This window comes from Kitasatospora sp. NPDC059088 (assembly GCF_042738155.1).
Taxonomy (GTDB): Bacteria; Actinomycetota; Actinomycetes; order Streptomycetales; family Streptomycetaceae; genus Kitasatospora.
This window is the reverse complement of record NZ_JBHYGR010000058.1, coordinates 1-23,969: the sequence shown is the minus strand read 5'-3', so window position 1 is coordinate 23,969 and position 23,969 is coordinate 1. Positions and strand designations below refer to the sequence as shown.

Below are 23,969 nucleotides of genomic sequence, written 5' to 3'. Positions count from 1 at the left end.
GGCGCCGGTGCCCCGGTCCCCGACGCGCTCCTGTCGTCCTGGCCGCCCGCCCCGGAGGGCAGCCTGACGGGGGTCCCCGGGTCGCTGCGCCGCGCCCCGGGGACCGGCGCCGTCCTGGGCCGCACCGGTGTGGACTTCACCGGCTTCGGCCGTGTCGCCACAGGCAGCGACGGTGGCTGGACCCTGCGTACGCTCGCACCGGGTGCCCACCGCGACGGTGCGACGCCCTACCTGGCGGTGTGCGTCTTCGCCCGCGGCCTGCTGCAGCACCTGTACACGCGTATCTACCTGCCCGAGCAGGTGACGGCGCTGGCCGCGGACCCGGTGCTCGGCGAACTGCCCACCGAGCGCCGGGCAACCCTGGTCGCCACGGCCGAACGCGACGGGGTGTACCACTTCGACATCCGCCTCCAGGCGGGGGACGGACCGGACGAGGAGACGGTCTTCCTTGAGTTCGCCTGACAACCGCGCCGGCAACTCCTCACCGGGCGCCGTCCTCGGCCTGCTCTCCCCGGGATACGCCGGCTCGGCGGCCGAGACCGCCACCGGTGACGCCGCCTTTCTGCAGGCCATGCTGGACGCGGAGGCGGCCCTCACCCGCGCCCAGGTCACCGTCGGCCTAGCCCCCGCCCGGGCCGCCCGGGCGGTCGGCGCGGCCTGCACCGCCGACAGCTACGACCTGCCGGATCTCGCCCGGCGCGCCGGCTCCGGTGGCAATCCGGTGATCCCGCTCGTGGCCGACCTCACCACGACCGTCGCGATGCGGGATCCGGGCTCGGCCGCCTACGTCCACCGCGGTGCCACCAGCCAGGACATTCTCGACACCGCCGCCATGCTGGTCACTCACCGCACCCTCCCCCCGGTGCGTGCCGACCTGGAGCGCACCGCCGCCGCCCTGGCCCACATCGCCGCCGAGCACCGCGACACCCCGATGCCCGGCCGCACCCTCACCCAGCACGCCGTCCCCACCACCTTCGGCCTCAAGGTCGCCGGCTGGCGCTCCCTGGTCCTCGATGCCGATGCCCGCCTGCAGGCCGTCCGGCAATCGCTGCCCGTCCAACTCGGCGGCGCTGCAGGCACCTTGGCCGCCTTCCATGCCTACGCCGAAGCCGACCGGACTCCCGTTGCAGGCGGCGACATCGGACTGCGGCTCTTGGCCGAGTACGCCACCGAGACCGGGCTCGCCGAGCCCGCACTGCCCTGGCACACCCTGCGCGCCCCGATCGCCGATCTCGGCGCCGCGCTGGCCTTCACCGCCGGGGCACTCGGCAAGATCGCCGCCGACGTTCTTGTTCTCTCCCGCACCGAGATCGCCGAGGTCACCGAAGGCAGTGGCGGAGCATCCTCGGCCATGCCGCACAAGAACAACCCGGTCCACGCCACCTTGATCGCCTCAGCTGCCCGCCGGCTACCGGCGCTCGCCGCGATCCTGCTCGGATCGATGACTGCCGAGGACGAGCGACCCTCCGGCGCCTGGCACGCCGAATGGCAGACCCTGCGCGAGGCTCTCAGGCTGACCGGCGGCGCCGCCCGCGGCGCCGCCGAACTCGCCGAGCAACTCCGGGTCATGCCGCAGCGGATGCGCACCCACCTCGACCTCACCGAAGGGCTGATCGTCTCCGAGCGGATCGGCATCGCCCTGGCCCCACTGATCGGACGCGGACCGGCCAAGGACCTCCTCACCCGCGCCTCCCACCGCGCCGCCGAACAGGGCATCCCCCTCTACCAGGCACTACGCCAGGATCCAGCCCTTACCGGGCTTGCCCTGCCCGAAGGCCGACTGGCCGAACTCGCCGACCCCGCCCACTACCTCGGTTCCGCCACCGCCCTCGTCGACCGTTCCCTGCGTACCCCGCCCGCGCAGCACTGAGCCACCACCCGGCACCCCGACGTGCCGCAGAAGGAAACACCCGTGAGTCATCACCCGCGTCTGCTCCACCACCACCTCGACGGCCCCACCGACGCGCCGCCGCTGATCCTCGGCCCCTCGCTGGGTACCTCACTGGCTGTCTGGGCTCCCCAGCTGAACGCACTCGCCCGCACCCACCGGGTGCTCCGCTTCGACCTGCCCGGCCACGGCAGCACGCCCACCACCGTCCTGCCGAACCCGGCCCCCGGGGCCACCACCGTGGCCGATCTCGCACAACTCGTGCTCGACCTCGCCGATCACCACGGCTGGCCCGCCTTCCACTACGCCGGCATCTCACTCGGCGGCGCCATCGGCGCCCACCTCGCCATCCACCACCCCCACCGCATCTCCACCCTCGCCCTTATGTGCTCCTCCGCCCACTTCGGCGAACCCGCCGCCTGGCACGAGAGGGCCCGCCTGGTCCGCGAGCAAGGCACCGAACCGCTGCTCGCCACCACCCCCAGCCGCTGGTTCGCCGAACCGGCCACCGCCGCCACCCCGTACGGCGCGACCCTGCTCGCCGACCTGGCCGCCGCCGACCCTGCCGGCTACGCCGCCTGCTGCGACGCCCTCGCCGACTACGACCTGCGCGACGATCTCCTGCGGATCACCGCGCCCACGCTGGTCGTTGCGGGACGCCAGGACCCGGCCACCCCACCGGCCCACGCCCGACAACTCGCCGACAACATCCCCGACGCCGCACTCACCGAGGTGCGCGAGGCCGCCCACCTCGCCGGCGTCGAACAACCCGGCCCTGTCACCGCCGCCCTCCACGCCCACTTCGCCACGACTGCGGGCTCCGCCGACGGTGCAGCCGACCGGCACGCCGTAGGCATGCAGGTGCGCCGCGCCGTCCTAGGCGACTCCCACGTCGACCAGGCAGTGGCACGCACCACTGACTTCACCGCACAGTTCCAGGACTTCATCACCCGCTACGCCTGGGGAGAGATCTGGTCCCGGCCGGGCCTGGACCGACGCTCCCGCAGCTGCGTCACCCTCACCGCCATGGTCGCCGGAGGCCACCACGAGGAGCTGGCCCTGCACGTGCGCGCCGCTCTCACCAACGGCCTAACCTGTGAGGAGATCGGCGAGGTCCTGCTGCAGACCGCCGTCTACTGCGGTGTCCCCGCCGCCAACACGGCCTTTGCCATCGCCCGACACGTCCTCGACGAGCTCGACACCAGCGGCTCCTGACTGCAACACCGGACGAGGCGGTGGACGCTCAGTGAGCCGGGTCGCCGGCCAACCCCGGCTCCACGGGCACTCGGTTGCCGCTGCTCTCGAAGCCCGTGGACGGTTCAGGGGCGGGGCGTAGCCTGCTCGCCGATCAGGCCGGTGCGCAGGGTGGAAAGGATGCGGGAGAGCAGTCGGGAGACCTGCATCTGCGAGATGTCGAGGCGTTGGGCGATGGCGGTCTGGGGCAGTTCCTCGATGAAGCGCAAGTGAAGGATCAGGCGCTCGCGTCCGGTGAGGCCGGCGATCAACGGGCGCAGCGACAGAAGCTCGTCGACCAAAGGCAAGCGGGCATCGTCGAAGCCGAAACCGCGCTCGAGATCGGCCTGTCGGGACCCGGCGTCCAGGAGTGCGTCAAGCGAGGCGGCGGTGGAGGCGTTGGCGGCAGTGAGCGCATCAGAGACGTCTGCTGGACCGATCGAGAGGTGTTCGGCCAGTTCTGCCATGCTCGGGGTGCGTCCGAGGTTCTGCTCGAGGTGGGCCCGGGCGTCGGCCAGTGTGGAACGCAGGTCCTGGAGGCGTCGGGGCACGTGGACAGCCCACGTGGAGTCGCGGAAGAAGTGCTTGATCTCGCCGACGATGGTGGGCATCGCAAAGCTGGCGAACTCCACGCCTCGTGCCGGGTCGAAGCGGTCGACGGCGTTGATCAGGCCGATTGTTCCGACCTGCAGGACCTCCTCGTATGTCTCCGGTCGAGTGCCGAGGCGGCGGGCGGCGAACCTGACGAGGGAGAGGTTGAGTTCGATCAGTGCCCCGCGCACGTGGGAGTGGGCCGGGGTGTCCTTCTCCAGCTCCGTCAGCCGACCCAGCAGGGTCCGGGAGAGGTCGCGGGCGTCGCGATAGCGGACGGCGTACGGGTCGGGCATCTCCGGCAGGTCGGCCGGCTCGCCGGGGCGCTCGCATGCCATGGCGCTGGGGCCGTAGGCGGGCCTCGGCGTGCTGACGGCGGCGAGCGGGGTTTGCATGTGGAGAGCGGCGGAGCCCAGGGGGGCGGGCAGGAGGCCTGGCGCGGGGCAACTCACCGGCGTCCCAGGTTTCGGAGGACGGGCCTTCGTCCGCCCGCGCGAGGTGGTGGTGCGGGCGGACGATTCCATGGGCGCGTCGACACGCGGTTTGTGTGGGACAACCGAGCGCCTGGCCGCCGTTGTGAGGAGGTTCATGGATCCACCCTGTTCGGGCAGGCTGAATCCCGTCTCAACGTCGGTCCAACGCCGCCGTCAGGGTGTCGGCACCGCGTCGTCGGGCCGGGGGATCTCATCGAGTCGGGCGTCGATCTGGATGGTGAGCAGAGCCATGCCTCGGGGGTCGGCAAGGCCGCGTGCCTCCAGCAGGAGCTCGCGGGCACGCCGGGTGTCGCCGATCTTGACGCAGGTTCGGGCCAGGTCCAAGAGGGCGGGGACGAGTTCGATCAGAGTCTCGCTGCGGCGCAGGTGGCCGACGGCCTGCTCCAGCAGGGGCAGAGTGACGGCTTCGGGAGAGGTCAGTGCGACGGCCCGCCAGGCGCGTCCGATGGTCAAGGGGGTGTTCCAGCGCTGCGCGATGGCGAGTTCGGCCGCCGCGAGTTCGCGGGCGCGTTCGTGTTCGCCGATCTTGAGCAGTTCCATCGCGGCGGATGAGCGCCAGGCGATGTAGGCGGGGTTGTTCAGGCCCCAGGCGGCGTTGCGCCGGCCGCAGTCGAGGAAGTGTGCGGCGGCCTGGCGAGCCTGTCCGCGGGCCGAGCAGATCAGGGCGCGCACGTACTTCACGACCGTCCACTCCCATGCCTCGGGGTTCGCGTGTTCGGTCACACTGTCCAGCCACTGCTCGGCCTCGTCGACTCGGCCCAGGCCGAGCAGAGCATGGGCGTACTGGGCGACCAGCGCGGCGGGGCGCCGCGGGACCTGATCCAGCGGCAGGCCGGCCACCGGGGCGCACTCGTCCAGTGCCCTCTGGTAGTCGCCGCAGCGTATGAGGATCTCCGAAAGCAGGACGCGCCGGTAGATGTCGATGGTGCCGAAATATCGGTCATCGTTCTGGTCACTGAGCTGGGCGGCGAGGGTGAGGTCATCGGCCCACACGGCGATGTGGGTCAGGATGCCGACCACCTCCCGAGGCAGATTCCCCCACGCCCCGTCCTCGTTGCCCTCTGAGGGGAAGCGGGCCATCGCTTCCTGCACGCTGCACCGGACGTTGAACGCGTCATCCCAGGTGAGGGCGGCGGCCGCGATGGGGTCGTGGGCGCCGGTGCCGGCCGTCTGCTCGGCACGCAGCCGCTGTACGTACGATGCCCAGCCTTCGTGGGTGAGCGCACCGACCATCCAGGCGGAGGCTCGGATGGCCTTCGCCGTCGTCGGGTACTGCCGCTCGGTCTCGGCGATCACTTCGTCCATGAGCGCGAGCGCGGCCTGGGCCTGGCGGTGCGAGGCCATGGTCCATGCGAGCGGGATCACTGCGGTGGGGGCCGTCTTCGCGGCCCGCTGCGTCTTGAGCGCCTCGTCGAGGTGGGCCAGTGACGCGGCCGGGTTCACCCACAGTTCCAGCTGCCCGAGCTTGACGAGGACGGTGTCGCGCTCCTCGGGGGCGGCGACCCGCAGGGCGGCCTGGAGGTGGCGCAGGGCTTCTTGAACCAGGTTGTCACGCAGGCACTCATCGGCGGCCTCCACCAGGACGGAGGTCCAGTGGGACCACTGCGGGCCGGCGAGGTCGTCCAGGTAGTGGGCGATCCGGCGGGCGCTGTGCCCGGAGAGTCGGGCGTGCTGGGCGGCCGCGACGCGAAAGCGCGTGGTCTCCTGCGGTGTGATGAGCCATCGCATGGCGTTGGCGACCACGGGGTGGCGGAACTGCGGGGGGTTGACCGAGGCCAGCATGCCGACCGTCACCATGCGCTCGAACTTGTCCCGGACAGACGCCACGGGCTCCTCGCACGCCGCGGCGATGACCTCAAGCGTCGGCCGGTCGTCGTGCAGCACGGCCAGAGCCCGCAGCAGCATCGCACGCTTGGCTTCGTAGTGCTCCAGTACCTGCGACAGCGCCCGCGTGAACCGGCCCTCCGGTGGAAACGCCGGAACGTTCTGCGGGTCGGGCAGATTCGACTGATCGGTGATCAGCGCGACGACGGTCAAGGGGATGCCCGCCGTAGCCTGGTGGATGCTCGTGGCGAGTTCCTCGGGGCGGTCCACGCCCGGACGGCCGGCCACGAGTTCGGTGATCGCGGACTCGTTGAGCTTGCCCAGGTGCAGGACCGCGGAGGCGGCCTTCTCCAGTGCGGCGTTCCACTGGACTGCCACCGGATCCCACGGCTGTTCCTCCAGAGCGAGCACCAGGAGGACCCGTGAGGTGCGCAAGTGCTGCGCCAGGATCTGGAGGAGCCGGAGCGACTGCTCGTCGACGAAGGTGACGTTGTCGACGAGCAGCACGAGTTGCTGGCCGGCAGCACTGCCGGCCAGGGATTGGAAGACCAGGTCCGCCAGTTCGTGGTTTGTTCTTCCGGCATGCAGGGTCTGGAGAGTTGCTCCGCCTTCGCCCGGACGCAGACCGAGGCTGCCGAGGATGTCGGCCAGCAGGCCGAGCGGTTCATTGTCTGCGGCGGTCGTCGGCGGGAGGTTGACCCGTCGTGTGCCGGGTATGCGGAATGCCGTTTCGTCGAGGAGCCGGGACTTGCCGTGTCCGTAGAGTCCGGAGACCGTGACCAGGCCGCCTTCGCCGGCCGCGGCACGTTCGGCCGACGCGAGGATGGTGGCCAGTTGCTCCTCACGGTCGGTCAGCGGGGGCTGGTCGGGGGAGGTCTTGCCAGGCGTGCTCGGAGTGGCGGTCGGCGCGGCTGCACTGACGGGGTCGGGGAGTGCTGTCAGGTCTGCCGCCGGAGCGCGGCCGGACAGGATCTGGCTGTGCAGAGTGCGCAGTTCGTGGCCCGGCTCGACGCCGAGCTCGTCCACGAGGAGCCGGCGGGTCCGGGCATAGACCTCCAGGGCGTCGGACTGACGCCCGCGAAGGTGCAGGGCGCGCATGAGCAGGGCGCGCGAGCGTTCGCGCAGCGGGTGTTCGGTGGTCAGCACCCGCAACTTGTCGATGACCGCGTCGCACCGGCCCAGGGTGAGGGCGACATCCAGGCTGTCTTCCAGGACGGCCAGGTGGCGTTCAGTCAGGGCCGTTTGCCACATGGCGGCGTAGGGGCCGGGTATGCCGGCCAGCGGTTCGCCGCTGTACAGCCGTAGCGCCCGGGCGTAGGCCTGTTCGGCGCCGGTGAAGTCGGATCGGTCGCGGGAGCGTTCGCCTTCGGCGACCAGGCGGTCGAACTCGCCCAGGTCGGTCTGCTCGCCGCCGATTTGCAGCTGATAGCCGCCGTGGCCGGACAACAGTACTGCGGGTGGGGTGCGCGGTTTGCGTTCGGGCTCGAGGACCCGGCGTAGTCCGGCCACGTGGGTCTGGATCACGCCGATGCCGCTGGCCGGGACGGATTCCTCGTACAAGGCGTCGAGGAGGCTCTGGGCCGACACCCACTGGCGGCGGCGGAAGACAAGCGCGCACAGCACCGCCTTGCGCTGCGGCGGCCCCAGGTGCAGCCGCTGGCCGCCGCGGTGCGCTTCGACTCCGCTGAGGAGCGTGAACCGAACCGCGTCGGGCGAGCACCGGGGTGCCTCGATGTGACCCACGGGTCCTCCGAACTTCGACATGTGTGTAGCGAAACTTCGTCAGCGTAGTGGTCGCGGTGATGATCTTGTGAAATTGCGCCGCCCCGGCCGAGGTCCAGGGGCGCGAACCGGGGGCGGGCTGTTGCCTGCGGTCGTCGTGCGACCGAGGCGTTCGGCGGGCATTCAGTCGGCGTTCAGTGGCGCGGGGAGAGTGTGATCACGGCTACGACGCACCGGTCATGAGGGGACGTCAGGCAAGCCGTGTGTGCATCGCTTTGCGTGACCGACGGCCAGGATCGCAGCCCTGTCGCCAGCCTCGCCCGTAGCGAGTGGCGGGGGCCTGTGATCGAGGACTCACCGGGCTCCCGGTAGTTCACCGGCGATCCGGAAGCGCTAGTCGAAGCGAATGCGGCCGGTCGAGTGTCCTCGTTGGGCACTGCCCATCAGGTGAATCAGCTGTCGGCGCTGCGAGCGGCAGGGAAGGAGCAGGCATGGCCCTCAGTGAGTGGGCGGGTACTTCGCGGAGTCCTTTGTCGGCATCGGTGAACGCGATGCTCGTCGCGACCGCGATGGGGCTTGCGGGCGTGATCATCGCGCCGGAAGTCGGCTCCGCGATCTTTTCTGTGCCGGATGATGCCGCCGCTTGCGTGGACGAACGTCGGCGAACACCGTCCCTGCGACTTCCAGGCGCGACATCGAAGCCCATTGACCAGGTGGCCGAGTCCGCTCGGATCTTCATCGACCGATCCCCAGAAAGGCAGTGACATGAACAGGACTGCGATCGTGCTGGTCCACGGCGCGTTCGCCGACGCTTCCAGTTGGGCTGGGGTCACGCGCATCCTGCAGGAGCGCGGCTATCCGGTGGTGGCCATCGCCAACCCATTGCGCGGGCTTCGCCATGACGCCCTCTATCTGCGGTGTCTGCTGACCAGCGTGCCGGGGCCGGTCGTCCTGGTCGGCCACTCCTATGGCGGCGCGGTGATCTCCGAGGCGGCCGCCGGCCTGGGCGACGTCACGGCGTTGGTGTTCGTCGCGGCGTTTGTTCCCGAGGAAGGGGAGAGTTGTTCGGACCTGGACGCGAGGTACGGCGGACCGGCCGCGAGGATCACCCAGCCGCTGCCGTTGCCGGTTCCGCCCGGCGAGATCCCCGGGTGCGACGGGCTGCCGAACATCGAACTGCTCATCGATCCAAGCCAGTTCGGCACCATGTTCGCGCCCGATGTCGACGCGGAGACCGCGAGCGGGCTGGCGGCATCTCAGCGGCCGGTGGCGCTGGCCGCCCTGACGGAGAAGGCGGGCCCGCCGGGCTGGAAGGCGGTGCGGTGCTATTTCGCCGTCGCCACGGGGGACCGGATGGTACCGGCGTGGGGGCAGCGGGAGATGGCGGCGCGGATCGGCGCCGTCTCGGTGGAGGTTGCGGCGGGCCACGCCGCGATGTTCGGGCGCAGTGAGGAGATCGCCCGCCTGATCACTGCGGCGGCCGAGGGCGACTGACTGCGGATGCCTGCGCGCGTCGTCGCACCGGGCGTGCGCAGGCCCCGCTTCGCGTCGCCGTCTCACGGCTGCCGCACGTGCCCGGCATCCAGGAGTCGGCACGGTCTTTCCGCCTGATGGAGGCTACTCATGCTCGTCCGTCCTGATCGTTGGCCACATGGTGGCCACCACGCGGTCGGCCAGGTCGCGGGGGGTCTTCTGGCCGGTGCGCAGGTAGTCACCGAAGTAGCTGCCCAGGCACAGGCTGACCAGCGTGTCGAGGTCGACGTCACGGCGCACCGCACCCTTGTCCTGGAGATGGCGCAGGGTCAGGAGCAGTTCCTCGCAGCGCGGTTTGTTGCCGTGCTCGATGAGATGCTCGAACAGGCCCGGTTCGCGCTCGGTCTCGCCCATGAAGTTGCCGATCAGAGCCATGGCGCGCTCATTGTTGGCCCGGGGGTCGAGGCGCCGGACGGCCTCGGTGAATGCCTCCAGGGGAGTCATCCGCTCCAGCTCTATCGGCGGGAAGGCGGCCTCCCGTTGCTGCAGGCCGTAGTGGAGCGCGTCCACGACCAGCTCGTACTTGTTCGGCCAGCGCCGGTAGAGGGTCGGGCGGGTGACGCCGGCGTCGGCGACGATGTCCCCGATCGTCATCCGCGAGTAGCCATCGGTGGCCAGGCGTTTGCGGGTGGCCTGGAGGATCGCCCCCTCGATCGCCGGGTCCCGTGGCCTGCCACCGGGGTGGGGTGTGCGCTCCTGCTCGGGCGCGGCCGCCTCCGTCCCCGCCTTGGGGCGCGGGCGGCGTGTGCGGCTCGCGGTCGTCTGGTCCTTGCTGCTCACGGCATGTCCCTTCCTGTCGGCATCAACACTAGCCAGTTTCGGGTCGCGCAGTAAGCAGTTTAGTTTCACTAATTGACTGTAACGAAACTTGTGGTGCATGGTTGTTCCACCGGGACAGCGCGCCACTGGGGCAGCAGATACAAGGCTGCCGCCCATCCCCATGCCGGGAGCGGAAGCAGACGCGGTCCGGCCATCCATTCGCGGCGTGCGCCGCATGAAACATGCAAGGAATCTCATGAGCACCGAGAAGCACACCGGTCGTGCCGCCGCAGTCGCCGCCACCGCGGCGGCGGTGGTCGCCTCCCTCACCTCCCTGTCGCCCGCCGTCGCGGAGGACCAGGGCACCTCGGCGCCCAAGCCCACCGTGGTGCTCGTCCACGGGGCGTTCGCCGACGCCTCAGGCTGGAACGACACCGCCGCCCAGCTGCGCCACCAGGGCTTCCCGGTCCAGGCGATCGCCAACCCGCTGCGCGGCCTGGACTACGACACCGCCTACCTGGAGGGTCTGCTCAAGGCCATCAAGGGCCCGAAGATCCTCGTCGGCCACTCCTACGGCGGCGCCGTCATCACCAACGCGGCAGCCGACATCCCCGACGTCAAGGCGCTGGTCTACGTCGCCGCCTTCGCACCTGACCAGGGCGAGACGCTTGGCGGGCTGCTGGAGAAGCACCCGGACGCGAGCGTGCCGCCGCTGCCGCAGCAGGTGTTCCAGTTCACCCGGCCCGACGGGATCACCGGCACCGAGGTCATGCTCGACCCTGCCAGGTTCGCCGACGCGTTCGCCGGTGACGTGCACGCGAAGACCGCGGCCCTCATGGCCGCCTCCCAGCGACCCATCGCCGCTGAGGCGTTCGGACAGCCGGCCGAGCACGCCGCGTGGAAGACGATCCCGTCCTGGGCCGTGGTCGCCACCAACGACCACGCCATCGCCCCGAGTCTGGAGCGCTTCATGGCCAAGCGCGCCGGCGCCCACGTCACCGAGGTCCGCAGCTCCCACGCCGTCATGGTCAGCCACCCCGCCGCGGTCACGGACGTGATCAAGCAGGCGTACCGCGCCACGCGCTGACCCTGTGACTCCGCGCGGCAGGACCGGCACCCCCGTAGCCGGGCCCGCCGCGCGGACCCGGCCCGCCCGGCCGCGACCCCCGAGCCACCGGGCGGGCCGTCCCCGGCCCGCTCAACCACCACGTGTCCCGCCCTCTGAGCGGACTCACCACGATTTCGAGGAAAGCCATGAACCTGTTCGACCCCGTCCTGTGGTCCGGAAAGATCAACATCGACGGTTGGCACGACGCCGCCGGAGGCAAGACCGCCGTCATAAACCCCTCGACCGGAGAGACCCTGGAGCACATCGGCTCCGGCGACGCGAACGACATCGCCCGCGCCGCTTCCCGCGCCGCCGAGGTCCAGCGCGCCTGGGCCGCCATCTCGCACACCGAACGCGCCGCCATCCTGCGGCGCGCGGCCGAACTGTTCGCCGCCACCGCGCCCGAGATCCAGGACTGGCTGATCCGCGAGAGCGGCAGCACCCGCGCCCGGGCCGTCTTCGAGACCGACCAGGCCGAGCAGGAGTGCTACGAGGCCGCCGTGCTCTGCTCGCACCCGATCGGACAGGTCATGCCCTCCACAGAGCCGCGCCTGAGCATGACCCGCCGGATGCCCGCCGGCGTCGTCGGCGTCATCTCGCCCTTCAACGTGCCCCTCATCCTGGCGATTCGCTCCGTCGCCCCGGCCCTCGCGCTCGGCAACACCGTCGTCCTCAAGCCCGATCCCCGCACCGCCGTGTCCGGCGGCGTCATCATTATGCGGATCTTCGAAGAGGCAGGCCTGCCGCAGGGCGTCCTCACCATGGTCCCCGGCGACGGCGCCGCCGGCGCCGCGCTGGTCGACGACCCGCACGTGCGCGTCATCTCCTTCACCGGCTCCACCGGCGCCGGCCGCAAGGTCGGCGAAGCCGCCGCCCGCGGCGTCAAGCGCGCCCACCTCGAACTCGGCGGCAACAACGCGATGATCGTGCTCCCGGACGCCGACCTGGACCGCGCCGTGTCCACGGTCGCGTGGGGCTCCTTCTTCAACCAGGGCCAGGTCTGCATGGCCACCGGCCGCATCCTCGTCCACGCCGACATCGCCGAGGAGTTCACCGCCAGCCTCGCCGCGAAGGCCGAGCAGCTCACCGTCGGCGACCCCGCCGCCTCCGACGTCGACCTCGGCCCCCTCATCAACGCCCACCAGCGCGACCTCATCCACTCCCAGGTCACCGCCAGCATCGAAGCCGGCGCCCGCGTGCTGGCCGGCGGCACCTACGACAACCTCTTCTACCGCCCCACCGTCCTCGTCGACGTCCCCGACGACGCACCCGCCTACGCCGACGAGGTCTTCGGCCCCGTCGTCCCGATCCGCACCTTCACCACCGTGGACGAGGCCGCGCAGCTCGCCGCCGACGACCAGTACGGCCTCTCCCTCGCCATCCTCACCCGTGACGTCATGGCCGGCCTGGACCTGGCCGAGCGCATCCCGAGCGGCCTCGTGCACATCAACGACCAGACCATCAACGACGACGCCCTCATCCCCTTCGGCGGCGTCGGCTGGTCCGGCACCGGCGCCCGCTTCGGCGGCGAGGCCAACATCGAGGCCTTCACCGAGACCCGCTGGATCACCGTCCGCGCCCACCAGCCCGTCTACCCGATGTGACCTAGCCGTCCACGGGCCCACGTCGTCGCCCTGCAAGGCGCACGCCACCGCGGACCACAGGCCGGCCCCGCACCGACCGCGGTGCCGGGCCGGCCCCACCCCGCCCTCCCGCAGCCACCGAAAGAGCACCCCCGCGATGTCCGACCTGACCTTCCTCGCCATCTCCGGCAGCCTGCGCCGCACCTCCCACAACACCGGCCTGCTGCGCACCGTCCAGACCCTCGCCCCGGCCGACGTCACCATCGACCTCTACGACGGACTCGGCACCCTGCCCTACTTCGACCAGGACCTCGAAAGCGGCCCCGAACCCGCCGCGGTCGCCGACCTGCGCCGCCGCGTGCGGGAGGCCGACGGCGTCATCATCGCCACCCCCGAGTACAACTCCGCCATCCCCGGCGTCCTGATGAACGCCCTCGACTGGCTCTCCCGCCCCGCCGGCCAGCACGCGCTGCGCGGCAAGCCCACCGCCATCCTCGGCGCCTCCCCCTCCCAGTTCGGCACCGCCCGCGGCCAGCTCGTCCTGCGCCAGATCCTCCACCGCGTCCAGACCCCGGTGGTCTCCCACCCGGAGGTCACCGTCTTCCAGTCCCACCACCGCTTCGACGCAGACGGCAACTTCACCGGCGACGACATCACCGAGAGCCTGCTGCGCGCCCTGCTGGCCGAACTCGTCGTCCTGGCCGAGGTCAACGCCCCGGCCCACGCCTTCTGACAGCCCACCCGCGCCGCCCGCCGCACAGGCAGGCCGGCGTCCAGGGCCGAGACCACGAAGAAGGAGGACGGCGGTGACCAGGCCCAGCAGCAACCTCACGTTCCCGGGCTCCCAGGGAGCGCCACTGGCGGCGACCCTCGAACTGCCCGCGGGCACCCCGACGGCGTACGCGGTGTTCGCGCACTGCTTCACCTGCAGCAAGGACAGCCACGCCGCGGCCCGCATCTCCAAAGCCCTCACCGCGTACGGCCTCGCGGTGCTGCGCTTCGACTTCACCGGCCTCGGCCACTCCGGCGGCGACTTCGCCGACAGCACCTTCAGCTCCGACGTCGCCGATGTCGTCCGCGCCGCCGACCACCTCCGCGAGAACCACCGGGCCCCGTCCCTGCTCATCGGGCACTCGCTGGGCGGCGCCGCCGTGATCGCCGCCACCCACTGCATCCCCGAGGTGAGGGCGGTCGCGACGATCGGAACCCCGGCCGAACCCCGCCACGTGGTCCGCCAATTCGCACCCCAGCAGGCGGAGATCACCCGGCACGGCGAAGCGGACGTCGGCCTGGCGGGCCGGCTCTTCCGTATCCGCCGGCAGTTCATCGACGACCTCCTCGCCCAGCCCCAGGCCATGCGCATCCGCACCCTGAACGCGGCCCTGCTCGTCATGCACTCACCGATCGACCGGACCGTCAGCGTCGACAACGCACGGCAGATTTTCCAGACCGCCCGCCACCCCAAGTCCTACGTCACCCTGCCAGGGGCCGACCACCTGCTCAGTGAGCGTGCGGACGCTGAGTACATCGCCGCAGTCCTCGCCGCCTGGGCCACCCGCTACACCCGACCCGGTCCGGCCGCGTCCGCCAAGGCGTGACGGCGACCAGGTGACACCCCGCCACCCCGACGAACCCATGGAGACACCGTCATGACCGAACACGCCACCACCCCACCGGTGACCACTTTGTCCGCCGGCCTCGGAAGACTGGAGCGCGGACTCGTCGTCGTGGCCGAGAACGGAGTCCGGCCCTACGGCCAGTCGGTCAGAGCCGGCCGGCACCTCCTGGCCGCCGACGAGCCCCAACCCGACGGCCAGGACACCGGACCCGGCCCCTACGACCTGCTCCTCGCCGCCCTCGGCAGCTGCACCTCCATGACGGTGCGCATGTACGCCGACCGCAAAGGCTGGCCCCTCGACCAGGTGACCGTCTCCCTGCGCCACGAGCGTGTCCACGCCGCAGACCGCGCCGAGTGCGACAACGGCAACCCGGGCGCCCTCGTCTCCCGGATCACCCGGAGAATTCGCCTCGACGGCGACCTCGACGCCGACCAGCGCAGGCGCCTGATGGAGATCGCCGAGCACTGCCCCGTGCACCGAACCCTGACCGCCGGTGCGGTCATCAGCACCACCGAAGCCCCGGACCAGCCGTGACCGCCGAGCCTGCGGTGCCGGACTACACGGCGGACACCCGCGCCGCGCTCGCCGTCATCGCCGCGCACGGCAACAGCGGTCACCCGCCCACCAGCGCGGCACAGGCGCGGGCCGGTTCCGCCCTCACCGCGGTGATCGGACCGCCGCCACCCGTGGCCGAGGTGACGACCACCACGATGCCCGGGCCCGGCGGCCCGATCCCGTTGACGGTCTACCGGCCGGTCCTCGACACGGGGCCGCAGCCGGGGCTGGTGTACTTCCACGGCGGCGGGTTCGTCATCCACGGCGACCACAGCCACGACGGCTTCCTGCGAGCCCTGGCCACCGGCACCGGGCATGTGGTGGTGTCGGTCGACTACCGCCTCGCCCCCGAGCACCCGTTCCCGGCCGCCGTCGACGACGCGGAGGCCGCGGCCTGCTACGTCGCTGCCCACGCATCGCAGTTCGGCATCGATCCGGAGAAGCTGTCGGTCGCCGGGGACAGCGCGGGAGCCACCCTGGCCGCCGTCACGGCCCGGCTGACCCGCACCGGCGGAGCGGCCCTCGCCACTCAGGTGTTGATCGTCCCGCATACCCTGTACCCGCCACAGGCCGACACCGTGAGCCGCCGTCAATTCGACGACGGCCCCTACCTCACCACCGAGCTGCTCGCCTGGTTCGCCGACCAGTACGTGCCCGACCCGCAGGACCGCAGCGACCCCCGCGCCGCCCCGGCGCTGGCCCCGGACCTCACCGGCCTTCCCCCGGCACTCGTGGTGACCGCCGGACTCGACCCTCTGCGCGACGAGGGCGAGCAGTACGCCCAAGCCATGGCCACCGCCGGGGTTCCCGTCCGGCAGCGGCGCCTCGAAGGAGCCTTCCACCTCCTGTGGCTGGCCACGAAGACCAACCCGGCGGTCCAGGCCAACCTCATCGGCCTCGTCGCCGAGCACCTCAATAACCCACAGCAGCAGAGACAAGGGAGGACAAGCACATGAAGGTCGAGATCTTCAGCGACATCGCCTGCCCGTGGTGCTACATCGGACAGGTCCGGTTCGAACGAGCCCTGGAGGAGTTCCCGGGCAAGGCCGATGTCGAAGTGTCCTACCGCCCCTACCAGCTCAACCCGGACATGCCGTACGAGCCGCAGCCGCTCCTCGACTACTACCTCGCCCGTGGCGGCGCCGCCTTCCGCGACGATCACGCGCAGACCGCCGACGTGGCCACCGAGGAAGGGCTCCACTTCGACCTGGAGCGGGCACTCGCGGTCAACACCCTGCCCGCACACCGACTCGTGTGGCTCGCCGAACGCGACTACGACGCGAGCGTCCAGCACGTGGTCAAGCACGCGCTCATGCGAACCTACCTCGCAGACGGCGGCAATGTGGCCGACCTGGACACCCTCGTCGCACTCGCCCAGCAGGCGGGGATGGACCCCGACAAGGTGAGGTCCGCCCTCGCCGGCGACACCGGCACCGAAGAGGTCAAGGCCGAGATGCGCCACGCGGACCGGATCGGCGTCCGGGCAGTGCCGTCCTTCGTGTTCGACGGCCGCCTCGCCGTGCGTGGTGCGCAGTCCACCGCCACCTTCCGCAAGGTTCTCGAAGACGTCGCGGCCCAGGGCACACCTCCCACTCCCGACACCGGCGCCTGCACGGCCGACGGCTGCGCGATCTGACCCAGCCGGCGCCCGAGCACCTCACCACCAAGCCCCCGCAGGGCCTTGGCCTGCTCCGCGCGAACCTCCCCGGGGTAGCGCCCCGTCTTCCCCGCCGCCCCGGGGTCCGCCCAACCGCCCAAACGCCCCGGCTCGGCCGACCGGGACCCCCACCAGGAGATGCAGCCTCATGACCGACAACCTCAAACGCCTGGCCGACGAATCCGTCGCGATCTGGCTGGACGACCTGTCCCGCGCCCGCATCACCTCCGGCAACCTCGCCGACCTCGTGCACCGCCGCCACGTCACGGGTGTCACCACCAACCCGTCCATCTTCCAGACGGCCATCGCCCACGGCGACCAATACGACAACGAGCTCGCCGAACTCGCCGCCCTCAACCTCGATGTCACCGCCGAAGAGGCCATCCGCCTTGTCACCACGGCGGATGTCCGCGACGCCGCCGACATCCTTCGCCCCGTCTTCGACACCACCGGCGGCCGCGACGGCCACGTCTCCATCGAGGTCGACCCGCGCCTGGCCCACAACGCCCGGGCCACCATCGCCGAAGCCAGGCAACTGGCCCACCTCGTGGCGCGCCCGAACGTCCTCATCAAGATCCCGGCCACCAAGGCGGGCCTGCCCGCGATCACCGAGGTGATCGCATCCGGCATCAGCGTCAACGTCACCCTGATCTTCTCCATCAGCCGTTACCGCGAGGTCCTGAACGCCTACTGCGCCGGTATCGAGAAGGCCAGGGCCGCCGGCCTGAACGTGTCCGGGATCCACTCGGTGGCATCGTTCTTCGTCTCCCGTATGGACACCGAAGTCGACATGCGCCTGAAGGCCCTGGGCACCCCTGCCGCTCGACAGGCCCGAGGAAAGGCCGCCGTGGCCAATACGCGTCTCGCCTACCAGGCCTACCGGGAATTCGTCGCCGGCGAACGGTGGACGCAGCTGGAGAAGGCCGGCGCCAACCGGCAGCGACCCCTCTGGGCCTCCACCAGCGTCAAGGACCCCGCCTACAAGGACACCATGTACGTCGACGAACTCGTCGCACCGGGAATCGTCAACACCATGCGGGAGGACACCCTGCAGGCGGTCGCCGACCACGGACACATCACCGGCGACACCATCAGCGGCACCTACGAACAGGCCCGTGCCGACCTCGACACTCTCGGCCGGCTCGGCATCTCCTACGAAGACGTCGTCCAACTCCTCGAAGACGAAGGCGTCGAGAAGTTCGCCCGGTCCTGGAACGACCTGCTCGACTCCACCACCGCCGCACTCATACGCCTCACCACCGCCGGCACCCGCCAGGCAGGAGGCCACCGTGACTGAGTGGCAGCACGTGTCCACGGCCGCCCAACTCGCCGCCGCCATCCACGAATGCGCACCGGCCATCCACGTCGACACCGTGATCTGCGGCATGCCGATGCTCACACTGCCACCTGGCACCCGGCTGCGCGGCGGCACCATCGAGTTCGGCGCCAAGGGCGTACGCCTGACCCAGGGCAACACCCTGGAAGACGTGACGATCCGCACCCCCGAGCACGAGACGGCCATCCTCAACGACACCACGGTTACCACCCTCGGCACCCTCACACTGCGACGCGTGCGCACCAGCGGACAGGTACTGCTCCTCGCCCGCGACGCCGTCCGCTCCGGCCACGTTCACGTCGAAGACCTGACCGTCGAGGCCGCCGACCTGCGCGGCCGAACCGACAGCCCGCACGGCTTCGGCGTCGACACCCTCCAAGGGGCGTTCACCCTCTGGAACCAGCAACCCGACCCTGGCACCGAGATCACCGCCGAACTGCTCGACATCAGCGCCGGCAGCGCCACTCACCCGGTCCGCGGCAGCGGCATCTTCCTCGGCGGACACGCCGACCAGGACGCCGCCGTCCCCGGCGGCACCACCCGAGTCACGACCCTGCGCACCGGGCAGATCCACACCGACGGCGGCATCCGGCCCGGCACGCCCGACCTGATCAGCGGCGCCGTCTTCCTCTCCTTCGGCGCCGTGGTCGACGAGGTGCTCAACACCGGCACCATCACCACCCACGGCGCCAACGACATGGCACTCGACAACTGGGGACGGGCACGGTCCTGGACCGCCACCGCCACGATCACCACCTACGGGCCGAGCGGCATCGGCTTCGTAAACTTCGGTGACCTGGACCGGCTCGACGTCCGGGCCCCGATCACCACCCACGGCACCGGCGCACGTGGCTTCAACTTCTACGACGGCACTCTGCGGCACGCCTCCTTCGACAGCATCGCCACCACCGGCGATGGAGCCATCGGCATCCAGGTCAGCCGCGACCTGCCGCAGCTGGACGTCCGCGGCGACCTGACGACCTCGGGTGGCACCGGCACCAGCCTTGTGCGCGGCGAACAGGTCCAGCTCCAGGCCACCGCCCTCAGCATCAAGCAAGGCGGACGGATCGGCCGCGTCACGGTCGGCGGACGGATCGCAACCTCCGGCGATGACCTCACCACGGTGACGGTCGACGGCGAGTTGGACGCCATCAGGGCCGGCGGCGGCATCCGAGCAACGGGCCGCCGCGCGGACGCCGTCCACACGCGCGGCGAGGGCACGGAGCTGGCCGATGTCGTGCTCACCGCAGCCGACGGAAGGGCAATGGTCTGCGACCTCGGACGAGGGCGTTCCTAGTCCGATCGGGGCGAACCGCAGCGACTTCGCCGCAGACAGAATCCCACCCGCACCAACCGACCGGACCACCGGTCGCCGACCGGTCCGCTTCAGCAGGGCCTGGCATCCCGTCACCGAAGCTGGCTCGAAGGCCATTTCCGCGTAGCTCGGTATCGGAGCTACGCCTCACCGGACCCACCACGCAGGGAGACCTGACCATGGCACGTCCCGTTCTCGCCGCAGTCGACGGCTCGTTCCGCAGCCGCTCCGCAGCACTCTGGGCGGCGGATGAGGCCGTCAGACGAGGCACGCCGTTGCGGCTGATTCACGTCGGGCCCGCGCTCGACAAAGCTCCAGAGGCCAAGGACGAGCAGACCACCCCCCACGCCGCAGTCCAGCGCATGCTGGCCGAGCTGACCGTCTTCGCCCACGGTCGTCACCCGGACCTGGACATCAAATCCGCCCTGATCCCCGGTGAAGCCGTCGCCGACGAACTCGCCACCGCCGCGGCGGAGGGCGACCTGCTGGTTCTCGGCACCCGTGGACTCGGTGGCTTCCGCGGACTGCTCGTCGGCTCGGTCGGCCTCGGGACCGTGGCACGCACGGAGATCCCGACGATCCTGATCCGCGCGGAAGAGACGGACGAGGTCGTCTGGCCGGACAGCACGCCCGTGCGCGAGATCGTCGTCGGACTCGACACCCACACCCCGGCTGACGCCGTACTCGAATTCGCCTTCCGCGAGGCCGCGCTGACCGGTGCCCGACTACGGGTCCTGCACGGTTGGGACCTGCCGTCGAGCTACGGCTACGCGGGCTGGCTACCTCCGGAGACCGAGCTGCTGAAGGAGTTCGGCGCCCTGGAGACCGAGCTGCTGGGCAATGCCGTCGCCGACTGGCGGGAGCGGTTCCCCGAGATCGACGTCACCGAGGACATTCAGACCGGCGGAGCGGCCCACACTCTGATCACCGCTTCCGCCCACGCCTCACTCCTGGTCATCGGGCGACGCGCCCGCCGGACCCGGCTGGGCCTGCACATCGGCCCCGTGGCCCACGCCGTGATTCACCACTCGAAGGTCCCCACCGCCGTCATCCCACACCCCTGAACCCCGCCCGCACACGCAACGCGAGGTCGGCTCCACCTACATGTCCAACGCAGCATCCCGCAACCCCCTTGCCAGTCGTCCCCTCCGCACGGAGGCGGTTGGCGGGGCCACCCGTGTCCCCAGGAGTCGAGATACGACATGCCTGACCAGCCTTTATCCAGCCGCCTGCCGTCATTGACGGGACTGAGGTTCGTCCTCGCCATTGCCGTGGTCTGGTACCACGTGACATACGTGTCGGGATTTTTCAGCGGCTCCCTGCAGAAGGCACTCGGCGCGGGCGAGCCTCTCGCCACCGGCGCAGTGAGCGGCTTCTTCGTTCTGTCCGGATTCCTGCTGACGTGGGTCCACCGGCCCGGCGAACGGGCACGGGCGTTCTGGCGTCGCCGGTGGTGGAAGATCATCCCCAACCACCTGCTCGGATGGGGCGCGACCGCCGCGTTCTTCGCTCTCACCTCAGCGCCGGTACCGATGACCGTGCCACCGTCGCACGGGCCGGGCACGGCCGTGGCGAACCTGCTCCTCATCCAGGACTGGGTACCGGACGCCGACCTCTACACCGGCTTCAACACCCCCGCCTGGTCGATCTCGTGCGAAGCGTTCTTCTACGCACTCTTCCCGGTCCTCATTGTTGCCGCCCGGAGGATCCCGGTGCGTCAGCTGCAGATCGTGTGGCCGCTCCTGGCAGCGGCGATCCTGGTGATGCCACTGGCGTCCACGCTCGTCCCCGGGCCCGTGCTGTTCGACTGGCTTCCGGTCAACGAGAACAGCCTGTGGTTCATCTACGTCTTCCCACCCGTGAGGCTGCTGGAATTTCTCCTCGGCATCCTCACCGCCCGCATGATCCAGACCGGCACCTGGCGGAACATCGGTCGGCTACCGATCGGCACCTTCCTCGTGGCCTTCTTCGCAGCCCTCCCGTTCCTGCCCGCGCAGTACGCGCTGGCCACGGCGACGGCACCCGCCATGGCCGCTGTCATCGCCAGGATTGCCCAGGCCGACCTCGCCGGCCGCGCCGGCCGCCTGCCCAGTCCGACGCTGCTCGCCCTGGGCGAGGCGTCCTATGCGCTGTACATCACCCACTGGCCCCTGATGATGACCGTCCGCCACCTCATCGGCATCCGACCAGGCCTTCCGCCATGGGTGGGCTTCGCCATCGCCCTGTCCCTGATCGCCGCGGCCGTGACGATGTCGCTGGCCGTCTACCGGTACGTCGAGAGACCCCTCGTGCGTCGCTTCGCCTCGTAGGCTTTCGCGGCCAGTGGCACCGACCCAGCTCTACAGCAAAGCGGCGGCATAGGCCTCCAGCTCGGCGCTTCGAAGGCGTCCGCGGTTGATGGTCGGACGAGCCGGTCACGGTCCGCGACGTTCGTCATCGCTGCCTTTCGCCGGGCGCGCAGTGCACACCGCGCCCCTTCACCTTCTCCACCACAGTTCGCGATTGGCCTGGTACCCCCGCGAGCGGCCGCGCCCGTGGTCAGAAGAGCACGTCCTGTCGCGGGGCGGTGAGGGTGGCGCGGGTCGGGTTGAATACGCCGAGGAGCATGAACGTCCTGGGGCGGGCGGCGACCCGCCCCCACCACGCCCGCACCCTCGGCGAGCCCGATCCGGCCCGGGATCTTTGACGACACCCCGGTTCACGGGCGCCGGCTCGGCGCCCGGCCCGCTGCCATCCGAGCCCTGGTCCAGGAGGGGCCACCCGCCGCCCAGGCGTCGGGCTTCACCCCATGTGCCGGGACAGGTTAGGTCTGCGCAAGTGCGCCGGGGGCGGGAATCGGCTGCGTGTGCTGTCAGGATCCGAGGATTCCGCCGATCAGCTCTCCCAGGAGCCGGGCGGCGATCCGCGCACATTTCACCCTGCGGTGTTCGCGCGCAAGGCGGCGTCGCCGCACGGGCGCTGGGCGGCGGACTCGCGGGCGTCCGGTTCGGTGCGCGATCCTGGCTCGTACTGCTCTGTTCATCGTGTCCGGCCCTTCCACCATGGCCGCCGGCGGCGGCGAGGACTGAACTGTGCCCGGTGATAGGCATCGTCGCGTGTGCATCTGCCGGAGCTCGGTTACACGTGACTCTCGGTCTTCTGCTTGAGGCGTTCATAGGGGGTCTGGCCGCCGAGAGCGCCGTGTGGGCGGTGGAAGTTGTAGTAGTCCTCCCATTCTCGGAGCTTCTCGTTGAGGGCGCCGGTGTCGTCGATGACGACACCGGCGAGCATGCGGTAGAACTCCTCGGCGTCGATGCTGTGTGAGCGTTCGACCTTGCCGTTGAGGTGCGGGGAGGCCGGCTTGATGTAGGTGTGGGCGATGCCCTTGTCGAGCACGTGCCAGTGGAAGGCGGACTGGAACTCGGCGCCGTTGTCGGTCTGGATGACCTCGACGCGGAACGGCAGCCGCTCCAGGACGTAGTCCAGAAACTGGACGGCGGTCTTCTGGTCGCACCGCGGGTAGATCCGCAGAACGCGCAGACGGGTGCAGTCGTCGATCGCGGTGAACTGGTAGTACTTGGCCCGGCGGCGGACCTTGGGGGCCTTGCCGGTGACCGGGACAGGTTCCGGTGATGCCGTCTGCGTCGGGACGCCGATCGGCTCGATGAACTTGACGTCGATCTGGACCCGGTTGCCGGGCAGCTGCTTCTCGTACCGCGTGTGACGCTGGTCGTGGCGCTTGTAGCGCTGGGACGCCGGCAGGCGGTTCAGGCCCAGCCGCTTGAGGATGCGGTAGACGGCGGAGCAGGCGATGTCGATGTCGTGGTACCGCTTGAGGTACATCTGGATCTTCATCGGACCGAAGTGGTAGTTCTGCCGCAGATAGACGATCTTGTTCACGATGTCGGCGTCGGTGGCGTTCGGGCTGTGGTGCGGCGCGCTGGAGCGGTCGCGCAGGCCCTCGATGCCTTCCTCCTGGTAGCGCCGCTGCCATTTGTAGAAGCAGTTGCGGCTGATTCCGTAGTACCGGCAGGTCAGCGAGACGTTCCCGGTGACTTCCTCGGCGTGTCTCAGGACCGCCAGGCGCCGCTGGGCCTGGCGGTCCTGCTGCTGTTGCGGCGAAGGGGGCATGGCAATCTCCGTCATGGTCGGAGACCCATGTGTAACCAACGTCCGGCAGTTTTGTACCACACCGCTCGGCTTCTTGCTTGGTGCAGATATTTCTGCGCGTGCCGCTGAGGAGCAGGCTCTGTCCGACATGCCCGACATCCGCAACCAGTAGCCGCCCTTGACCCGGCAGATGACGGCCCTGGTGAGTAGCACAAACGCAGGTCTGGACGCCGAGGGCCCGGTCACTGCTCGGCGTCTTCGCCGCCCCGGTCAGTCAGGGGCTCTGGTGTGCGGGGCCGTGAAAGCTCCGGCGCGGCGGGCTCAGGGGCGGGTTCAGCTGGACCGGGTGGGGCCAACGGTTCGGGGGGTGGCTGCGGCGAGCCGGGCGGCGTGGGCGAGTCCGGTGGCGTGGGCGGGTCGGGTGGCACCGGGGGTTCGACCGGCTAGGGCGGGGCGGGCGGCTCCACCGGTTGGGGCGGGGCGGGCGGTTGCGGCGGTTCGGGCGGCGGAACCGGGATGACGTCGGGGTCGGATGGAACGGGCACGGTGCCCATGGTCGTCACCTCTTAGAAGCGTTTCCCAAACCGAGGGGCACGGCTGCCGCTCGAAACTCCGCACGCATTGGGCTCGTTCGGGTGATCACTGCGCGGTCGGCGCATAGGA

The 23,969-nt window shown here is 70.5% G+C and carries 20 protein-coding genes; 16 read left to right on the top strand and 4 right to left on the bottom strand.

All coding sequences use genetic code 11. The annotated features are described in order from the left end of the window. From ACFWXO_RS24845 to pcaC, 3 genes are all read left to right on the top strand, one after another. Positions 1–462 (top strand): protocatechuate 3,4-dioxygenase subunit alpha (locus ACFWXO_RS24845; RefSeq protein WP_380526041.1); only part of this gene is annotated, 462 nt, incomplete at its 5' end. Continuing rightward, positions 449–1,870: a 3-carboxy-cis,cis-muconate cycloisomerase gene (pcaB, locus tag ACFWXO_RS24840; protein WP_380526039.1), complete on the top strand. Its 1,422-nt coding sequence runs from the start codon at positions 449–451 to the stop codon at positions 1,868–1,870. The genes ACFWXO_RS24845 and pcaB, both read left to right, overlap by 14 nt. 42 nt (positions 1,871–1,912) lie before the next feature. Then, positions 1,913–3,103 carry a 4-carboxymuconolactone decarboxylase gene (pcaC, locus tag ACFWXO_RS24835; protein ID WP_380526037.1) on the top strand — a complete coding sequence of 397 codons (1,191 nt, stop codon included), beginning with the start codon at positions 1,913–1,915 and terminating at the stop codon, positions 3,101–3,103. Between the two features lie 104 nt (positions 3,104–3,207). Here pcaC and ACFWXO_RS24830 read toward each other — a convergent pair whose 3' ends face one another. Together ACFWXO_RS24830 and ACFWXO_RS24825 are read right to left on the bottom strand one after the other, a co-directional pair. Then, complete coding sequence (locus ACFWXO_RS24830; RefSeq protein ID WP_380526035.1) at positions 3,208–4,107, bottom strand: SigB/SigF/SigG family RNA polymerase sigma factor; 900 nt, start codon at positions 4,105–4,107, stop codon at positions 3,208–3,210. A gap of 252 nt (positions 4,108–4,359) precedes the next feature. Continuing rightward, the gene (locus ACFWXO_RS24825) at positions 4,360–7,794 is read right to left on the bottom strand and encodes a BTAD domain-containing putative transcriptional regulator (RefSeq protein WP_380526033.1); all 3,435 of its coding nucleotides are present in this window, start codon (positions 7,792–7,794) and stop codon (positions 4,360–4,362) included. Positions 7,795–8,243: 449 nt separating this feature from the next. Here ACFWXO_RS24825 and ACFWXO_RS24820 point away from each other — a divergent pair, with 449 nt between their 5' ends. Together ACFWXO_RS24820 and ACFWXO_RS24815 are read left to right on the top strand one after the other, a co-directional pair. After that, positions 8,244–8,516, top strand: coding sequence for a hypothetical protein (locus ACFWXO_RS24820; RefSeq protein ID WP_380526032.1), 273 nt, complete (start codon positions 8,244–8,246; stop codon positions 8,514–8,516). A 1-nt stretch (position 8,517) separates the two neighbouring features. After that, positions 8,518–9,246 (top strand): alpha/beta fold hydrolase, encoded by a 729-nt coding sequence (locus tag ACFWXO_RS24815; protein WP_380526030.1) that lies wholly within the window; start codon positions 8,518–8,520, stop codon positions 9,244–9,246. 123 nt (positions 9,247–9,369) lie between these two features. On the opposite strand, the gene ACFWXO_RS24810 is transcribed toward ACFWXO_RS24815, so the two are convergent. Then, positions 9,370–10,065 (bottom strand): TetR/AcrR family transcriptional regulator, encoded by a 696-nt coding sequence (locus ACFWXO_RS24810; RefSeq protein WP_380526028.1) that lies wholly within the window; start codon positions 10,063–10,065, stop codon positions 9,370–9,372. Positions 10,066–10,300: 235 nt separating this feature from the next. Between ACFWXO_RS24810 and ACFWXO_RS24805 the strand changes: the two genes are divergently transcribed. The 11 genes from ACFWXO_RS24805 (at position 10,301) to ACFWXO_RS24755 (ending at position 21,526) form a co-directional block, all read left to right on the top strand. After that, complete coding sequence (locus tag ACFWXO_RS24805) at positions 10,301–11,131, top strand: alpha/beta fold hydrolase (protein WP_380526026.1); 831 nt, start codon at positions 10,301–10,303, stop codon at positions 11,129–11,131. A 167-nt stretch (positions 11,132–11,298) separates the two neighbouring features. Further along, on the top strand, positions 11,299–12,756 hold the full coding sequence (locus tag ACFWXO_RS24800; RefSeq protein WP_380526024.1) for a benzaldehyde dehydrogenase: 1,458 nt from the start codon (positions 11,299–11,301) through the stop codon (positions 12,754–12,756). 136 nt (positions 12,757–12,892) lie between these two features. Continuing rightward, positions 12,893–13,468, top strand: a complete 576-nt coding sequence (locus ACFWXO_RS24795; protein ID WP_380526022.1) for an NADPH-dependent FMN reductase — start codon at positions 12,893–12,895, stop codon at positions 13,466–13,468. Between the two features lie 73 nt (positions 13,469–13,541). Continuing rightward, on the top strand, positions 13,542–14,333 hold the full coding sequence (locus ACFWXO_RS24790) for an alpha/beta hydrolase family protein (protein ID WP_380526021.1): 792 nt from the start codon (positions 13,542–13,544) through the stop codon (positions 14,331–14,333). Between the two features lie 51 nt (positions 14,334–14,384). Then, positions 14,385–14,888, top strand: coding sequence for an OsmC family protein (locus ACFWXO_RS24785; protein WP_380526019.1), 504 nt, complete (start codon positions 14,385–14,387; stop codon positions 14,886–14,888). Next, positions 14,885–15,865, top strand: coding sequence for an alpha/beta hydrolase (locus ACFWXO_RS24780; RefSeq protein WP_380526017.1), 981 nt, complete (start codon positions 14,885–14,887; stop codon positions 15,863–15,865). The genes ACFWXO_RS24785 and ACFWXO_RS24780 overlap by 4 nt, the downstream gene beginning before the upstream one ends. Continuing rightward, complete coding sequence (locus ACFWXO_RS24775) at positions 15,862–16,545, top strand: DsbA family protein (RefSeq protein ID WP_380526016.1); 684 nt, start codon at positions 15,862–15,864, stop codon at positions 16,543–16,545. Before ACFWXO_RS24780 ends, ACFWXO_RS24775 begins: the two co-directional genes overlap by 4 nt. 169 nt (positions 16,546–16,714) lie before the next feature. Then, positions 16,715–17,863 (top strand): transaldolase, encoded by a 1,149-nt coding sequence (gene tal / locus ACFWXO_RS24770; protein ID WP_380526014.1) that lies wholly within the window; start codon positions 16,715–16,717, stop codon positions 17,861–17,863. Further along, complete coding sequence (locus ACFWXO_RS24765) at positions 17,856–19,199, top strand: hypothetical protein (RefSeq protein ID WP_380526012.1); 1,344 nt, start codon at positions 17,856–17,858, stop codon at positions 19,197–19,199. Before tal ends, ACFWXO_RS24765 begins: the two co-directional genes overlap by 8 nt. 197 nt (positions 19,200–19,396) lie before the next feature. Next, positions 19,397–20,281, top strand: a complete 885-nt coding sequence (locus ACFWXO_RS24760) for a universal stress protein (protein WP_380526010.1) — start codon at positions 19,397–19,399, stop codon at positions 20,279–20,281. Between the two features lie 138 nt (positions 20,282–20,419). Beyond that, complete coding sequence (locus tag ACFWXO_RS24755; RefSeq protein WP_380526008.1) at positions 20,420–21,526, top strand: acyltransferase family protein; 1,107 nt, start codon at positions 20,420–20,422, stop codon at positions 21,524–21,526. Between the two features lie 808 nt (positions 21,527–22,334). On the opposite strand, the gene ACFWXO_RS24750 is transcribed toward ACFWXO_RS24755, so the two are convergent. Then, the gene (locus ACFWXO_RS24750; RefSeq protein ID WP_380526006.1) at positions 22,335–23,327 is read right to left on the bottom strand and encodes an IS481 family transposase; all 993 of its coding nucleotides are present in this window, start codon (positions 23,325–23,327) and stop codon (positions 22,335–22,337) included. Between the last annotated feature and the right edge of the window lie 642 nt (positions 23,328–23,969).

What these genes read in the sequence shown, in the direction of transcription:
- ACFWXO_RS24830 (WP_380526035.1), bottom strand. Translation starts at nt 4,107, where the DNA reads ATGCAAACCCCGCTCGCCGCCGTCAGCACGCCGAGGCCCGCCTACGGC.
- ACFWXO_RS24825 (WP_380526033.1), bottom strand. Translation starts at nt 7,794, where the DNA reads ATGTCGAAGTTCGGAGGACCCGTGGGTCACATCGAGGCACCCCGGTGC.
- ACFWXO_RS24820 (WP_380526032.1), top strand. Translation starts at nt 8,244, where the DNA reads ATGGCCCTCAGTGAGTGGGCGGGTACTTCGCGGAGTCCTTTGTCGGCA.
- ACFWXO_RS24815 (WP_380526030.1), top strand. Translation starts at nt 8,518, where the DNA reads ATGAACAGGACTGCGATCGTGCTGGTCCACGGCGCGTTCGCCGACGCT.
- ACFWXO_RS24805 (WP_380526026.1), top strand. Translation starts at nt 10,301, where the DNA reads ATGAGCACCGAGAAGCACACCGGTCGTGCCGCCGCAGTCGCCGCCACC.
- ACFWXO_RS24800 (WP_380526024.1), top strand. Translation starts at nt 11,299, where the DNA reads ATGAACCTGTTCGACCCCGTCCTGTGGTCCGGAAAGATCAACATCGAC.
- ACFWXO_RS24795 (WP_380526022.1), top strand. Translation starts at nt 12,893, where the DNA reads ATGTCCGACCTGACCTTCCTCGCCATCTCCGGCAGCCTGCGCCGCACC.
- ACFWXO_RS24785 (WP_380526019.1), top strand. Translation starts at nt 14,385, where the DNA reads ATGACCGAACACGCCACCACCCCACCGGTGACCACTTTGTCCGCCGGC.
- ACFWXO_RS24775 (WP_380526016.1), top strand. Translation starts at nt 15,862, where the DNA reads ATGAAGGTCGAGATCTTCAGCGACATCGCCTGCCCGTGGTGCTACATC.
- tal (WP_380526014.1), top strand. Translation starts at nt 16,715, where the DNA reads ATGACCGACAACCTCAAACGCCTGGCCGACGAATCCGTCGCGATCTGG.
- ACFWXO_RS24760 (WP_380526010.1), top strand. Translation starts at nt 19,397, where the DNA reads ATGGCACGTCCCGTTCTCGCCGCAGTCGACGGCTCGTTCCGCAGCCGC.
- ACFWXO_RS24755 (WP_380526008.1), top strand. Translation starts at nt 20,420, where the DNA reads ATGCCTGACCAGCCTTTATCCAGCCGCCTGCCGTCATTGACGGGACTG.
- ACFWXO_RS24750 (WP_380526006.1), bottom strand. Translation starts at nt 23,327, where the DNA reads ATGCCCCCTTCGCCGCAACAGCAGCAGGACCGCCAGGCCCAGCGGCGC.